The organism is Streptomyces sp. DSM 116793 (assembly GCF_057320905.1).
Genome location: NZ_CM170494.1, coordinates 9,007,667 through 9,021,836, shown reverse-complemented (window position 1 = coordinate 9,021,836; position 14,170 = coordinate 9,007,667). Strand labels below are relative to the sequence as shown.

Here is a 14,170-nt window from a genome sequence, read left to right as displayed (position 1 = left end):
CAATTCCGGGACAGCGGAAGGCGGCAGGAAGGCCCTCTCCTTCCTGCCGCCTCGATTCCCCTTGCGGGGGCTTTTCCGGCGCCGCGGCTACGGCGCCGCCGCGGCGTCAGGCACGGGTGCGGGGCGCTCACAGGTGCTGCCGACCGGCAGGGCGGTGCCCTGGTGCGCCGAGTCCAGCAGGGTGAGCATCACATCGAGCACGTGCCCGGCGAGTTCGGCGGAGGCGCGGTGCGGACGGCCCTCGGCGAGCGCGGCGGCCAGGTCGGCGAGTCCGGTGCCCCGGCCGCCACCCGGGTAGCCGGCCGAGACGGGCAGCGGCTGCCAGGCCCCGTCCCGGTGGATCTCCACGGGGCCGTCGAAGCGGTTGGGGTCGGGCACCGAGAGGGAGGCCTCGGTGCCGTGCACCTCGATCCGGGGCAGCCGTGCGGCACGGATGTCGAAGCTCATCACGAGGGTGGACAACACACCGCCCGCATGCTCCAGGACCCCGGTGACATGGGTGTCGACCTCGACGGGGAAGACCTCGCCGGCACGCGGGCCGCTGCCGATCACCCGCTGCGCGCGCGGCCGGGACGCGGCGCCGGTGACGCGGACCACCGGGCCGAGCAGGTGCACCAGCGCGGAGAGGTAGTAGGGCCCCATGTCCAGCAGCGGGCCGCCGCCGGGCCGGTAGTAGAACTCGGGGTCAGGGTGCCAGGCCTCGTGGCCGGGCGTCGTCATGAACGCGGTGGCGGCGACCGGGGTTCCGATGAGCCCGTCGTCGACGGCCTTGCGCGCGGTCTGGATGCCGGTGCCGAGGACGGTGTCCGGGGCGCAGCCGACCCGCAGCCCGCCGGCGCGCGCGGCGGCCAGCACGGACTCGGCCTCCTCGCGGTTCGCGGCCAGCGGCTTCTCGCCGTAGACGTGCTTGCCCGCGGAAAGCGCGACGAGGGCGACGCCGGCGTGCGCGGCGGGGACGGTCAGGTTGAGCACGGCGTCCACGTCGTCGCGGCCGGCGAGGTCGACGACGGAGCCGGCGACCGCGACCTCGCCGCCGGCCTTCAGGGCGGCCTGCTTGGCGCGGTCGAGGTCCAGGTCGGTGACGGCGGTCACGCGGACCTCGTCCAGCCGGGCCAGGGTGTCCAGGTAGGCGCCGCTGATCTTGCCCGCGCCGACCATGCCGATCCGCAGCGGCTTCACCGGCTCGCCCACAGCAGTCCCCTCTCGGTCAGTGCCCGTACCTCGGGCACGTCGAAGTCGTCCGGCTTGTGTCCGATGGTGCTGACGAAGACCCGGCCCGCGCCCCAGCTCCGGGTCCACACGGCCGGCATCACGGTGGCCCGCTCGCGCAGGTCGTCGGCCTCGAACGTGGTGGTGGCCAGCACGTCGACGAGCGGGTCGGTGGCCACCCAGTACTGCTCGGTGTGCACCCGGAAGTCGCGGAGGCCGGCGACGACGGGATGGTCGGGCCGCTCGGGGGCGATGTGCACCTCGTGGTCGAGGAACCCGGGCGGGTGCATGAGGAACTGCCCGCCGGTGAGCAGCTGGTACCGCAGGTCGCCGCGGAAGGCGTCGACGATGCCGCCGTGCCAGCCGGCCAGGCCGGTGCCCGCGCGGACCGCGGCGGCGAGGCCGGCGCTCTGTTCCGCGCTGATGGTGCCCATGGTCCAGCACTGCACGACGAGGTCGGTGGCGGCCAGCAGGTCCGCGTCCTCGTAGACGGCGAGCGAGTCGGAGACGTCGACGGTGAAGCCCTGGTCCTCGAGGAACGGCACGAAGAGGTCGGTGATCGTCACGGGCTGGTGGCCTTCCCAGCCACCGCGGACGACGAGTGCCCGTCGGGTGTCGGTCGTCACGGTCGTTGCACACTCCCATCGGTGTTGCGCAGCAGGGCCCAGCGGTCGTGTTCGAGCGGCTCGGGCACGGGGTGGCGGCGGGCGGCGGCCTCGTCGAAGTCGACGCCGTGGCCGGGGCTCTCGTGCGGGAGAAGGGTGCCGCCCCGGGGCACGATCGTGCCGGGGAAGACGTCGTGGACGGCAGGTCTGAAGGTCGCGGCCTCCTGGACGCCGAAGGCGTGGCTGCTGATGTCGAGCGCCAGGGTGGCGGCCTGGGCGACCGGGCTGACGTCAGCGGGCCCGTGCGGGGCCAGCCGGACGCCGCGCAGCTCGCAGACGGCGGCGATCTTGCGGGCCGGGGTGAGGCCGCCGAGGGTGGGGCGCGGATCCGGGCGAAGTCGATGGCGGGTCCTGCCAGCAGCGGCAGGAACTGCGCGGTGTCGTGGAAGAGCTCCCCCACCGCGAGCGGCACCGGGGAGACGGCGTGCAGCCGTGCGAAGTGCCCGGCGTCCTCGGGCGCGAGCAGGTCCTCCACAAAGTAGAGGCCCACGTCGGCGACCCGGCGCAGGAACTCGCGGGCCTGGCGGGGGTCGAGCCGCTCGTGCACGTCGTGCAGCAGCTCGACGTCGTCGCCGACCAGTTCGCGCACCCGTGCCAGCACCGCGGGGACGGTGCGCAGGTAGCCGGCGGAGTCCCAGGGCACCCTGCGGGCGCGGACGGCGGCCGGGTCCACGACGGCAGCACGGCTGCCGTAGGTGTCGGCGCCGGGCACCGCGGCCTGGACGCGGACGTGACCGAAGCCGCGCTCACGGGCCGCCGCGACCCCCTCGGCGATCTCCTGGGCGTCGGAGCCGTCCACATGGGTGTACGCGGCGGCTCCGGTGCGCACCCGGCCGCCGAACAGCGCGTACAGCGGCGCGCCGAGCCGCTTGGCCTTGAGGTCCCACAGGGCTACGTCGACCCCGCCGAGGGCGTTGCCGGTGACGGAGCCGCCGCGCCAGTAGGCGCTGTTGAGGAGGAGGCGGTGGATGTCCTCGATGTCGTCGGGGTCGCGGCCCCTGAGCATCGGGGCCACGTAGTCGTCGAGGACGGAGCGGACGGCGAGGGTGCGCTGCGGGTCGCTGGCGCAGCCGAGGCCGTAGAGGCCGGGATCGTTGGTCTCGATGCGGACGACGAGGTGGGGGCAGCCGTGCGGGGCTGTCAGGAAGGTGCGAACGGCCGTGATGCGGATCGTCGAGCCGCGCTCCTCGACCCAGGGGGCCGGGGCGAGGAGCTCGGTGCGGGCATCAGGCTGAGCCATGCGAACCCCCGCATGCAGTTATAAGAATGACGTCCTTCAATCCGAACGCAACCTCCCTATTTTGTCAACGCACCTGCCAAAAGACACCGGAATGACCGGAGCCCTCGACGGCGCGGCCCGGGGGCGGCCACGGCCCTTCTTCCGATGCCCCGCCACGCACCTGCTCAGTGCCGCCCGATGCGCTTGAGCAGCGCCCGCAGCGAGTGCGCCGCCTCGGTGACCGCGACCGCCACCTCCGCCACGCGTGCGTCGTCCATCCGGCTCCTGGGCGCGGAGCAGCTCAGCGCGTCGCCGCCGGACCGGGTCGTCCCGAGGGGCACGGCCACGCACCGGATGTCCACCGAGTTCTCGCCGTCGTCCAGGGCCCAGCCGCGCAGCCGGGCCTCCGCGAGCTGCCGGAGCAGTTCGTCGGGGTCGGTGACGGTGTCGGGGGTGAGCCGCTCCAGGGGCCAGCTCAGCCGGCGCTGCACCTCTGCGGCGTCGTACTGGGAGAGCACCGCCTTGCCGAGGGCGGTGGCGTGCGCGGGCAGCCGGCGGCCGACCGCCGAGTACATCCGCAGCGCGTGCCGCGACTCGCGCTTGGCCAGGTAGACCACGTCCGTGCCGTCCAGCCTGCCCAGGTGCACGGCCTCACCCGTCTCCTCGGCCAGCAGGTCGAGCACCGGTCCCGCGAGGCTCGCGACATCGTCCCCCTCCAGGTAGGCGGTGCCGGTGAGCAGGGCCTTCAGGCCGAGGCTGTACCGGGTGCCGGAGGGGTCGACGTCCACCCAGCGCCTCGCCTCCATGGTGCGCAGGATCGCGTGCAGGCTGCTCTTCGGCACGGACATCGCGCTCGCCATCTCGGCGAGCGACAGGCGGGCGCCGTCCTGCCCCAGCAGCTCGAGCACCTCGAGCACCCGGGCCGCCGACTTGACCTCGTCGGCCTTGCGCCCGCGCGCTTCCGCTGTCACCGCATCCACTGATCCTCCGCTCCCCGGACCGGCACCCGACGGACTGTGTACGCACCTGGTGCGCCGCGCCGCTCCGTCGCGGCGCGCATCTTGACGCTATATCACGGCCAGCCTAGGTTCAGTCACTCCAACGCCATTCGGTCTTCTGAACGGTTGATCCCTGAGGTAGGACCCATGCGTATACCTGTGTCCGGAAAGGCCCGTTGTGCGGCCGCCCTGCTGGCCGCGGCGCTCTCCCTGACGTCGCTCTCGGCGTGCGGGGGCTCGTCAGGCTCGGGCGACGCCAAGGCGCTTGAGATGTGGACGTTCAAGCAGTCCCATGTGGCGGCGCTGCGGAACGCCGCCGAGGAGTTCAGGAAGCAGACCGGCATCTCGGTCCACGTCGAGGCCTACACACCGGACGACGCGTACACCACCAAGGTGCAGAGCGCGGCCAAGACCCATGACCTGCCGGACGTGCTGGAGACCCACTCGGACGGCGAGGACATCTCGCTCGGCGCGGCCGGCATCGCCGCCGATCTCAAGGGGCAGGTCCCCGCCTCCTGGAACGACCGCTTCCAGAAGGCCGTACGGATCTCGGGCACCGTCACCGACCAGAGGGTCCGCGAGTCCAGACCGCAGGACTCCAAGATGCACGGCGTCCAGAAGGGCCAGCGCTTCAGCGTGCCGTTCACGGCGGGCACGTTCGGCATCGTCTACGCCAACAAGCGGATCCTGGCGGACGCCGGCATCACCAAGGCACCGGCGACCTGGGAGGAGTTCCTCGCCGACCTCGAGAAGACCCATGCGAAGGACCCCGCCGGGGGAGGGCGTCAGCCTGGGCCTGAAGGTGAAGGCGACCGGCCTCACCTGGGTCCTCCAGCCGCTCGCCTTCGCCCAGCTCGGCAAGGAGAGGTACGAGGCGCTGTTCGGCCGGGACGCCTCGGAGAACTTCGCCTCTCCCGACGGCACCAAGGTGCTGGCCATGTACGACGAGCTGACGCCGTACTGGATGCCGGGCACCCAGTCGCTCACCATCGACGAGGCCGACCAGGCCTTCGCCCAGGGCAGGTCCGCGTTCGACGTGGGCGGCACGTTCACCCTCGCCTTCCTCCAGCAGAACGGGATGAAGGCCGACGATGTGCTGGCCTTCGGGCTGCCCGCGCCCCGGGACGGCGCTGTTCCGCACCGGGCGCTCGGACCTCTGGCGCTGACCGGGCTCACCCTGACGTCCACCAGCGCCCAGCCGGAGAACGCCAGGAAGTGGATGGAGTTCCTGTCCGGCCGGAAGGTGGCCGCGCGGTTCGCCAGGGACTCCGCGGACCTGCCCGCGACCGAGCTGGGCGCCGAGGGCGTGAAGGTGCTCGGGCCCACGCTCGATGATCGACAGCTTCGGCGGCGCGCCCGGCGAGACCTACGACCCGAGCCTCAACGACTTCCGGCCGCCGGGCTACGACCAGGACCCGGTGGGTGAGGTGCTGGCCGACCTGACCCCGCTCAGGAAGTCGACGCCCGCGCAGACCGGGCAGGACATGCGCAAGCTGATCGACTCGTACTGGGCGGAGTCCGAGTGACCGCCGCGCCCCGGCCCGGCGCCCCGGGCCCGCCCACGGCCGGCTCCCCGGTCGCGGCCCGCCCTGGGCCGCCGGGCCCGCCCGGGCCGGGCGGCGGCCCGGCGGCGGACGGCGGTCCGGCGGCGGACGGCGGTCCGGCGGCGGACGGCGGTCCCGGTGCGCGCGGCAGCCGGCTGCGCGAGGCCCTGACCGGCTATGCCTTCGTCGCCCCGGCCGTGGTGCTGTTGCGTGCTGGGCCTGTACACGGTGGGCTACGGCTTCACGCTGAGCTTCGCGCGGTGGAACGGCTTCACCCCGCACTGGACCTGGGTCGGGCTCGGCAACTACGCCGACGTCCTCTGGCAGGACCCGCGCTACGCGCCCCGGGTGCGCCATGCCGCGCTCAACACACTCTGGGTGATGATCGGCGTGCCGCTGCTGACCGTCGTCGTGTCGTTCCCGCTGGCCGTGCTGCTGGACCAGGCCCGGCGGATGCAGGCCTTCCTCCGCTCGGTGTACTTCCTGCCGTATGTCACCAGCGGCATCGCGGTGTTCTTCGCCTGGACGTACATCCTCCGGCCGGACGGCGCCGTCAACGCCCTCCTCGGGCAGCTCGGCCTGGGCTCGCTCCGGCAGCCGCAGGGCTGGCTGGGCAACCCGGACACCGCGCTGCCCACCGTGATCGTGGTGACGGTGTGGGGCGCGGTGCCGGTGGCGATGCTGCTGTACCTCACCGGGTTGCAGGGCATCGACCGGAGCCTGCTGGAGGCGGCCCAGCTCGACGGCGCCGGCTGGTGGCGCTCGACGGCCTCCGTGGTGTGGCCGCTGGTCCGCCCCATCACGTCCATCGTGGTGCTGCTCAACCTCCGCGAGAGCCTCCAGGGCTTCCAGACGTTCCTGGTGATGACGGACGGCGGCCCCGGCGACCACACCAACGTGCTCGGCCTCGAGGCGTACCGGCTGGCGTTCCTGAAGGAGCTGGCGCCGACCCTGGGCCTGGCGAGCGCGCTCGGCTGGCTGATGTTCGCCGCCGCGCTGATCCTGGCACTGATCAATCTGCGAGCCCTGCGGAGCAAGACATGACGATGTTCTCCCCGGCCCCCGCCGCCGCGCGTGCCCGGTCCGCGGGCGGCGCGGACCGGACCCGCCGGCTGCTCGCGCGCCTCGTCGTGGGCGTACCGCTGGCCCTGTACGGGCTCATCAGCGTCTATCCGTTCCTCTGGATGGTGTCCGCCGCCTTCAAGGACCAGTACGAGGTGGTGCGCGGCGGGCACCTCGTCCCGCGGCACCCCACCTGGGACACCCTGGTCGGCACCTGGAACCGGCTGCACTTCTTCGACTACTTCCTCAACAGCGTCCAGGTGACGGTGTTCACCGCCGTACTCACCCTCGTCGTCTACGCGGCGGCGGGGTACGCGTTCGCGGTGCTGCGCTTCCCGGGGCGCACCGCGCTGTCCCGGCTGTTCGTGTCGCTGCTGTTCGTGCCCGGCATCATGGTGATGCTGCCGATCGTGCTGCTGGAGAACAAGATGGGCATCCTCGGGACCCACCTCGGGCTGGTGCTCTCGTTCGTCAACGGCACCGCGCCGCTGTCGGTGCTCCTGATGACCGGCGCTTTCACGGCCGTCCCCCAGGAGCTGCGGGACTCCGCCCGGGTGGACGGCGCCGGGGAGCTGCGCATCTTCACCCGGGTGTACCTGCCGCTGGCCCGGCCCGCGCTCATCACGGTGGCGCTGCTCACGGCCATCCCCACCTGGAACGAGTACCTGCTGACCCGGGTGTCGCTGAACGACCCGTCCACCTACACCCTGCCGCTCGGCCTGCAGACGCTGGCCGCGGAGAGCGTGCCGCACTACAACAATCTGATGGCGGGCGCGCTGATCGTGGTGATCCCGGTGATCCTGCTCTTCGTGAGCCTCCAGCGGTACTTCGTGGGGGGCCTGGTCGGGGCGGTGAAGGGCTGATGCGGATCCTGGTCACCGGCGCCGCGGGGCACATCGGAGGGCACGTCCTGGACGAGCTGCTGGCCGCGGGGCACTCCGTGATCGCAACTGACCGGGTGCCCCTGGACGACCCGCGCCCCGAGCGGGTGCACACCGGCGACCTCCAGGACCGGGCGCTGGTGCGCAAGGCGATGGACGGCGCCGAGGCCATGGTGCACCTCGGTGCCATCCCGCACCCGGACCCGGAGGACCCCAGCGCTCTGTTCGCCCACAACTGCCTCACCACGCATCGGGTGTTCGAGGAGGCGGGGCGGGCCGGGGTGCGGCGGGTGGCGGCGGCCTCCAGCCTGTCGGCGGTCGGCCTCGCCTGGTCGCCGGTGCCGGTCTCACCGCTGTACGTGCCGCTCGACGAGGAGCATCCGACGCTGGTGCGGGACTCCTACGGGCTGTCGAAGCTGGTCCTGGAGGAGGTGGCGCGCACCGCGCACCGGCAGTGGGGGACGGACATCGTGTGCATGCGTTTCCCGTTCACCGGCAGCGGTGAGCGGCTGGCGCGGCAGCTCGCCGCGGTGGCGGCCGACCCGGGCGCACACCGGCACGACCTGTGGGCGTGGCTGGACACCAGGGACGCGGCGGCCGCGCTGCGCCGGGCCGTGGAGGCGGATGTGCGTGGCTGCCATGTGGTCAACGTGGCCGCCCCCGACACCTCGTCACCGCGTACGTCGGCGGAGCTGATGGACACCTATCACCCGGGCGTGCCGGCCTTCCTGCCGCTCGCGGACCACACCTCGCTGTACGACACGAGCGCGTGCGCGCGGCTGCTGGGCTTCGTGCCCCGGCACACCTGGTGGCGGACGGCGGACCGGGGAGGCGCGGACGGCGCCCCCTGACAGCCTGCGAAGGCGGCCCACGGCGAGCCCGAGCGCGCCCAGCGTGTCGAAGCGGGCCCGGCGGGGTGAATCGGATTTCACCAGTGTAGGTGAAATCCGATTCACCTCATGCCGCCCACGTCACGGCCGGACGCCTCCGGGACGCCCCCTGGGGTCAGGCGGCCCCGCCGCCGGTGATGACGGCATCGATCCGGGCCAGCTCGTCCTGACCGAACTCCAGGGTGTTCACCGCGGCGACGCTGTCCTCCAGCTGGGCGACGCTGCTGGCTCCGATGACGGCGGACGTCACGTTGCGCAGCACCCATGCGAGGGCCAGCTGCGCCAGGGTCTGGCCGCGGCCCTCGGCGATCTCCTGGAGCGCCCTGAGCGTGCCGAGGAGTTCCTCGGTCAGCTTCTCCTCGGTGAGGAAGGGGCTGTCGCCGGCGGCCCGGGAACCGGCCGGAACGCCGTTCAGGTAGCGGTTGGTGAGCAGGCCCTGCTCCAGCGGCGAGTAGGCGATGGAGCCGACGCCCAGCTCGTCGAGCGTCTGCAGCAGCCCGTCCTCGACCCAGCGGTCGAGCATGGAGTAACGCGGCTGGTGGATCAGCAGCGGGGTGCCCAGCTCGCCGAGGATGCGGGCCGCCTCGCGGGTCTGCTCGGGCGAGTAGTTCGAGACGCCCACATACAGCGCCTTGCCCTGCTGCACCGCCGAGTGCAGCGCCCCCATGGTCTCCTCGAGCGGAGTGTCGGGGTCGAAGCGGTGCGAGTAGAACAGGTCGACGTACTCCAGGCCCATCCTCTCCAGGCTCTGGTCGAGCGATGCCAGCAGGGACTTCCTGGACCCCCACTCACCGTAGGGGCCCGGCCACATCAGATAGCCGGCCTTGGTGGAGATGAACAGCTCGTCGCGGTACCGCCCGAGGTCGCTGCCGAGGACCCGCCCGAGGACCTGCTCGGCGGCGCCGGGCGGCGGGCCGTAGTTGTTGGCGAGGTCGAAGTGGGTGATCCCGAGGTCGAACGCACGGCAGAGGATGTCCCGCTGGGTCTGCGCCGGGCGATCGGGACCGAAGTTGTGCCACAGGCCGAGCGACAGCGCCGGCAGCCGGACGCCGCTGCTCCCGCTGCGGCGGTAGGGCATGTCTGCGTAGCGGTCGGGGTGTGCGGTGTACACATGCACTCCTGCTGGGATGAACGAGCCGGGACGAACGGAACCGGCTGGATGAACCGACTGGACGAACGGGGCTGAACCGGGGCGGACCAGGGGACCCGGACGATCCTTCCCCCGATCCCCCCAGCGGTCCAACAGGAGAATCCGATGGGATTGAGCGGATACGCTGCTGAATCATGGAACTACGCCATCTTCAGCACTTCGTGGCCGTCGCCGAGGACCAGCACTTCACCCGGGCGGCGGAGCGCCTGATGGTCTCGCAGTCCGGACTCTCCGCGTCCATCCGGGCCCTGGAGCGGGAGCTGGGGGCGCCGCTGTTCGTACGCACCACCCGCCATGTGACGCTCACGGAGGCGGGCCGGGCGCTGCTCGGCGAGGCGGAGCGGGTGCTGGCCGGGGTCCGGGCGGCCCAGGAGGCGGTGGCGGCGGTCCAGGGCGTGCTGCGCGGGCGGCTGGCGCTCGGCACCGAGCAGTGCATCGCGGGGGTGCGCGTGCCCCGGCTGCTGGCGGCGTTCCGGGAGCGGCATCCCGAGGTGGAGATCCGGTTGCGGCAGGCCGGCTCGGGGCTGCTGGTCGAGGAGGTCGCCGCGGGCCGCCTCGACCTGGCCTTCGCGGTCACCTCCGGTGAGCTGACGGGGCCGGTGCGGGCGGTCCCGCTGACCAGGGAGCCGATGGTGCTGCTCTGCCACCCGGCGCACCGCCTGGCCGCCCACCGCACCGAGGTCGCCGACCTGGGCAAACTGGACCAGGAGGCGTTCGTGGACTTCCACCCGGACTGGGGGCCGCGCAGGACCACCGACGCCGCGTTCGCCGCGGCCCGGGTGCAGCGCACGGTGACACTGGAGGTCAACGACGTGCACGGCCTGCTGGAGCTCGTCCAGGAGGGCCTCGGCATCGCCGTGGTGCCCCGGCACTTCTCCCGCAAGCCGCAGGCGGCGGGGCTGGCCGCGGTACCCCTCGGCATGGCCGCCGGGATCCACTACGAGACGGTCGCCGTGCTCCCCCAGGAGGCCGCCACGAGCCCGGCGGCCCGGGTGCTGATGTCCCTCCTGGATCCCACGGCCTGACACAACCGCGCTGCGGCCGGGCGGCACGGGCCCGGCCGGCTCGGGCTGAGTGCCGATCCGGCCGGGAGAGAGCGGCCGGGCGGTGCCACCCCCTCTTCCACGCGCAACGAAAATGCATACATAGCGGACATATCCTTGGGTTTTGGATAGCGGATATTCCGAATGTCAGGGGTCCGTCATGGAGGGTCTTGTTGTCGCTATCGTCGTGGTGGTCTGCCTGGCGCTGATCTGCCTGGCCTCCTGCGCCCGGGTCGTCAAGCAGTACGAGCGCGGGGTGGTCTTCCGGCTCGGCCGGCTGCACGGCGACGTGCGGAGCCCGGGCCTGACCGTGCTCTTCCCGGCGCTCGACCGGCTGCACAAGGTGAACATGCAGATCGTCACGCTGCCGGTGCCCGCCCAGGAGGGCATCACCCGGGACAACGTCACCGTGCGGGTGGACGCGGTGGTCTACTTCAAGGTCGTCGACGCGGCCAATGCGCTGGTGCGCGTGGAGGACTACCGTTTCGCGGTCTCGCAGATGGCGCAGACGTCCCTGCGCTCGATCATCGGCAAGAGCGACCTGGACGACCTGCTCTCCAACCGCGAGAAGCTCAACCAGGGCCTGGAGCTGATGATCGACAGCCCGGCCGTCGGCTGGGGCGTGCAGGTCGACCGGGTGGAGATCAAGGACGTCTCGCTGCCGGAGACGATGAAGCGGTCGATGGCGCGGCAGGCGGAGGCGGACCGGGAGCGGCGGGCCCGGATCATCAACGCCGACGCCGAGCTGCAGGCCTCCAGGAAGCTGGCCGAGGCGGCCCGCGAGATGTCGCGGCAGCCCGCCGCGCTCCAGCTGAGGCTGCTGCAGACCATGGTGGCGGTCGCCGCGGAGAAGAACTCCACCCTGGTGCTGCCGTTCCCCGTGGAGCTGCTGCGGTTCCTGGACCGCGCCCAGCGTGAGCCCGTCGGGCCCGACGGCGACGAGGGGAGCCCGCTCCCCGGGCCCGACCGGGTCGGGGAGGGCGCCGTCCCGGGCCCCGAGGGCTTCCTCGATCTGGGCCCCGACCCGGCGGCGGCCGCGGGCGCGGCGACGGCCGACGAGGAGGCGGCCGGGTACGCGGCGGCCGGGACGGATCAGGCGGCGGACGGGACGGACACGGCGGCGGCCGGGACCGATACGGACGCGACGGACGAGGCGGCGGACGGCGGCCCGGCGGAGGGTAGCGGCCCGGCGGACCGCGACGGTCCGGCGGATCCGGGATCCCGGCCGGCGCCGCCCCCGCCCCCGCCTCCCGTCGACTAGGCACGCACGTCGCGGCACGGTGCGCGCACGTCACGGCACGGTGCACGTGCATCACGGCACGGTGCACGTGCGTCATGGCGCGGCGCACTCCGCCTCGGGGTGGGGTGCACTCGCCTCGGGGTGGGGTGCACCCGCGTCGGGGTGGGGTGCACCCGCGTCGGGGCGTGGGCAGCCGCACCTGCCCCTGGGGGCATACCCCCAGAAGAAGATGGAGGTCAGCCTCGTTACGCCGCACTCGCCGGCTCCCTAGCGTGAGAGCACATGAGCACGCACCGGCGTGCCGGGGAGTGGTGATGATCGAGGTCAGGAATCTCACGAAGAGGTACGGGTCCACCGTCGCCGTGGACGGGCTGGGCTTCGAGGTGCGGCCCGGCCGTGTGACCGGCTTCCTCGGGCCGAACGGCTCTGGCAAGTCCACCACCATGCGCATGATCATGGGGTTGGACGCGCCCGACACCGGCGAGGCCCGCATCGGCGGGCGCGCGTACCGCGACCTCGCGTGGCCGCTGCGCGAGGTGGGGGCGCTGCTGGAGGCCCGCACGTTCCATCCGGGCCGCAGCGCCCACCACCATCTGGCGGCGCTGGCCGCGGCCGGCGGCATACCGTCCCGCAGGGTCGACGAGGTGCTGCGGACGGTCGGGCTGAGCACGGTGGCGCGCCGGCGGGCCCGGACGTTCTCGCTCGGCATGGCCCAGCGGCTGGGCATCGCCGCGGCACTCCTCGGTGATCCGCCCGTGCTGCTGTTCGACGAGCCGGTGAACGGCCTCGACCCGGAGGGCGTGCGCTGGATCAGGAACCTGATGACGTCCCTGGCCGCCGAGGGCCGGGCCGTCCTGCTCTCCAGCCATCTGATCAGCGAGATGGCGCTCACCGCCGACCACTTGGTGGTGATCGGGCGGGGGCGGCTGCTCGCCGACACCTCGGTGCGGGAGCTGACGCGGGGCGGCGGCTCGCTGGAGGAGGCCTTTTTCCGGCTCACCGGCGACAGCGCCGAGTACCACGGCTCCGCGCCGGCCGCGGCCCCGGCGCCGGTTCCCGGCCTCCCGGGCCCGGCCCCGGCTTCCGGTGTCCCGGAATCGGCCCCGGTCGGCGTCCCCGACCCGGGCCCGGCTCCGGCGGACGGCACGCCCGCCCCGTGCTGGGCCGCGCTTCCGGCGAACGCCACGCCCGCGCCGCACCACCCCGCCCCTGCACGGGGCCGGCACCCGGATCAGAGCACGCCCCGCCGGGGCACCCCCCAGCACGAGGAGCAGCAGTCATGACCTCATCGGCGTCCCCCGCACCGGGGCCGACCTCCGTGACCGGCCCCTCCCCCGCGGTCCCTCCGCCGTCCGCCGCCCGCCCCGCCTGCGGGTACGGCCTGCGGCACGCGGCCCGGATGGAGTGGATCAAGCTGCGCACCCTGCGATCCACGCTCTGGGCGCTGCTGCTGACGGCCGTGGCCATGGTCGGCATCGGCGTGATCACCATGGCGAACACCCGGCCGCCCAGCCCGGACAAGGCCGCCGCCTTCGACCCCACCAACAACGTCATGGCCGGGGTGGCCGTCGGCCAGCTGGTGATCGGCGTCATAGGTGTACTGCTCGTCACGGGCGAGTACGCCTCCGGGTCCATCAGGTCCACGCTCGCGGCCGTCCCCCGGCGGCGGCTGGTCCTCACGGCGAAGGCCGGCGTGTTCGGGGCGCTGGCGCTCGGCGTCGGCGAGGCCGTCGCCCTCCTCACCTTCTTCGCCGGCCGGGCCGCACTCCACCCCGGCGTGCCGCGCCCGGCGCTGGACCAGCCCGGGGTGCTGCGGGCCGTGCTGCTCTCCGGCGCCTATCTCGCGCTGGTCGGACTCATGGGCGTCGGCATCGGCGCCGCCACCCGGCACACCGCGAGCGCCATCGGGGTACTGGTGGCCGTCATCTTCGTGCTCCCGGTGATCGTCGCGGGGCTGACCGGCGTCCGGATAGCGAAGTACTTCCCCACCATGATCGCGGGGAACTCCCTGGCGGTGTCCAGGCCGATGCCGGACATGCTCTCACCCTGGACCGGGTTCGCCGTGCTGTGCCTCTACGCGGCGCTGGTGCTGGGGATCGGTGGCTCGGTGCTGGCCCGGCGGGATGCCTGAGCGAGCCGCGGAACAGCACCCTGCGCCCATGACGGACCGGTACCCTGCGCCCATGCACGACTCCGGCGAGGCGCCCGCACCGGCGGCCGGGTCCCCCGCCCCCCGGACGGGACGGACACCCGCGACGGGACGGGGGCC

General features: G+C 73.1%; 13 protein-coding genes and 2 pseudogenes. 9 read left to right on the top strand and 6 right to left on the bottom strand.

Features of this window, described 5'->3' with window-relative positions; all coding sequences use genetic code 11:
* Window positions 1-87 precede the first annotated feature (87 nt).
* The 5 genes and pseudogenes from ACSMXW_RS35720 to ACSMXW_RS35700 form a co-directional block, all read right to left on the bottom strand.
* Window positions 88-1,191, bottom strand: coding sequence for a Gfo/Idh/MocA family protein (locus ACSMXW_RS35720; protein WP_485808513.1), 1,104 nt, complete (start codon window positions 1,189-1,191; stop codon window positions 88-90).
* Window positions 1,176-1,835, bottom strand: a complete 660-nt coding sequence (locus ACSMXW_RS35715; RefSeq protein WP_485802568.1) for a ThuA domain-containing protein — start codon at window positions 1,833-1,835, stop codon at window positions 1,176-1,178. The genes ACSMXW_RS35720 and ACSMXW_RS35715 overlap by 16 nt, the downstream gene beginning before the upstream one ends.
* A complete protein-coding gene (locus ACSMXW_RS35710) occupies window positions 1,832-2,143 on the bottom strand; it encodes an enolase C-terminal domain-like protein (RefSeq protein ID WP_485808511.1) in 312 nt (103 codons plus the stop codon). The genes ACSMXW_RS35715 and ACSMXW_RS35710 overlap by 4 nt, the downstream gene beginning before the upstream one ends.
* 113 nt (window positions 2,144-2,256) lie before the next feature.
* Window positions 2,257-3,114, bottom strand: a pseudogene (locus tag ACSMXW_RS35705) (enolase C-terminal domain-like protein); the annotation flags it as partial.
* 164 nt (window positions 3,115-3,278) lie between these two features.
* Window positions 3,279-4,064 (bottom strand): IclR family transcriptional regulator, encoded by a 786-nt coding sequence (locus ACSMXW_RS35700; RefSeq protein WP_485802566.1) that lies wholly within the window; start codon window positions 4,062-4,064, stop codon window positions 3,279-3,281.
* Window positions 4,065-4,238: 174 nt separating this feature from the next.
* On the opposite strand from ACSMXW_RS35700, the pseudogene ACSMXW_RS35695 reads away from it, so the two are divergent.
* The 5 genes and pseudogenes from ACSMXW_RS35695 to ACSMXW_RS35675 all read left to right on the top strand — a co-directional run.
* A pseudogene (locus ACSMXW_RS35695) lies at window positions 4,239-4,841 on the top strand (ABC transporter substrate-binding protein); the annotation flags it as partial.
* Between the two features lie 7 nt (window positions 4,842-4,848).
* Window positions 4,849-5,517 (top strand): extracellular solute-binding protein, encoded by a 669-nt coding sequence (locus ACSMXW_RS35690; protein ID WP_485802565.1) that lies wholly within the window; start codon window positions 4,849-4,851, stop codon window positions 5,515-5,517.
* A gap of 328 nt (window positions 5,518-5,845) precedes the next feature.
* Window positions 5,846-6,679: a carbohydrate ABC transporter permease gene (locus ACSMXW_RS35685; protein ID WP_485802563.1), complete on the top strand. Its 834-nt coding sequence runs from the start codon at window positions 5,846-5,848 to the stop codon at window positions 6,677-6,679.
* Window positions 6,676-7,560, top strand: a complete 885-nt coding sequence (locus ACSMXW_RS35680; RefSeq protein ID WP_485802562.1) for a carbohydrate ABC transporter permease — start codon at window positions 6,676-6,678, stop codon at window positions 7,558-7,560. Before ACSMXW_RS35685 ends, ACSMXW_RS35680 begins: the two co-directional genes overlap by 4 nt.
* Window positions 7,560-8,429: an NAD-dependent epimerase/dehydratase family protein gene (locus ACSMXW_RS35675; protein ID WP_485802560.1), complete on the top strand. Its 870-nt coding sequence runs from the start codon at window positions 7,560-7,562 to the stop codon at window positions 8,427-8,429. The genes ACSMXW_RS35680 and ACSMXW_RS35675 overlap by 1 nt, the downstream gene beginning before the upstream one ends.
* A gap of 154 nt (window positions 8,430-8,583) precedes the next feature.
* Here ACSMXW_RS35675 and mgrA read toward each other — a convergent pair whose 3' ends face one another.
* Window positions 8,584-9,579, bottom strand: coding sequence for an L-glyceraldehyde 3-phosphate reductase (gene mgrA / locus ACSMXW_RS35670; RefSeq protein WP_485802558.1), 996 nt, complete (start codon window positions 9,577-9,579; stop codon window positions 8,584-8,586).
* A gap of 173 nt (window positions 9,580-9,752) precedes the next feature.
* On the opposite strand from mgrA, the gene ACSMXW_RS35665 reads away from it, so the two are divergent.
* The 4 genes from ACSMXW_RS35665 (at window position 9,753) to ACSMXW_RS35650 (ending at window position 14,032) form a co-directional block, all read left to right on the top strand.
* A complete protein-coding gene (locus tag ACSMXW_RS35665) occupies window positions 9,753-10,643 on the top strand; it encodes a LysR family transcriptional regulator (RefSeq protein WP_485802557.1) in 891 nt (296 codons plus the stop codon).
* A 178-nt stretch (window positions 10,644-10,821) separates the two neighbouring features.
* Entirely contained in the window at window positions 10,822-11,922 is a 1,101-nt protein-coding gene (locus tag ACSMXW_RS35660; protein WP_485802555.1) for a slipin family protein, read from the top strand.
* A gap of 293 nt (window positions 11,923-12,215) precedes the next feature.
* A complete protein-coding gene (locus tag ACSMXW_RS35655) occupies window positions 12,216-13,184 on the top strand; it encodes an ABC transporter ATP-binding protein (RefSeq protein ID WP_485802553.1) in 969 nt (322 codons plus the stop codon).
* Window positions 13,181-14,032 (top strand): ABC transporter permease, encoded by an 852-nt coding sequence (locus ACSMXW_RS35650; RefSeq protein ID WP_485802551.1) that lies wholly within the window; start codon window positions 13,181-13,183, stop codon window positions 14,030-14,032. The genes ACSMXW_RS35655 and ACSMXW_RS35650 overlap by 4 nt, the downstream gene beginning before the upstream one ends.
* Window positions 14,033-14,170: the final 138 nt, after the last annotated feature.

What these genes read in the sequence shown, in the direction of transcription:
- ACSMXW_RS35675 (WP_485802560.1), top strand. Translation starts at nt 7,560, where the DNA reads ATGCGGATCCTGGTCACCGGCGCCGCGGGGCACATCGGAGGGCACGTC.
- ACSMXW_RS35690 (WP_485802565.1), top strand. Translation starts at nt 4,849, where the DNA reads ATGCGAAGGACCCCGCCGGGGGAGGGCGTCAGCCTGGGCCTGAAGGTG.
- ACSMXW_RS35660 (WP_485802555.1), top strand. Translation starts at nt 10,822, where the DNA reads ATGGAGGGTCTTGTTGTCGCTATCGTCGTGGTGGTCTGCCTGGCGCTG.
- ACSMXW_RS35655 (WP_485802553.1), top strand. Translation starts at nt 12,216, where the DNA reads ATGATCGAGGTCAGGAATCTCACGAAGAGGTACGGGTCCACCGTCGCC.
- ACSMXW_RS35665 (WP_485802557.1), top strand. Translation starts at nt 9,753, where the DNA reads ATGGAACTACGCCATCTTCAGCACTTCGTGGCCGTCGCCGAGGACCAG.
- ACSMXW_RS35680 (WP_485802562.1), top strand. Translation starts at nt 6,676, where the DNA reads ATGACGATGTTCTCCCCGGCCCCCGCCGCCGCGCGTGCCCGGTCCGCG.
- ACSMXW_RS35650 (WP_485802551.1), top strand. Translation starts at nt 13,181, where the DNA reads ATGACCTCATCGGCGTCCCCCGCACCGGGGCCGACCTCCGTGACCGGC.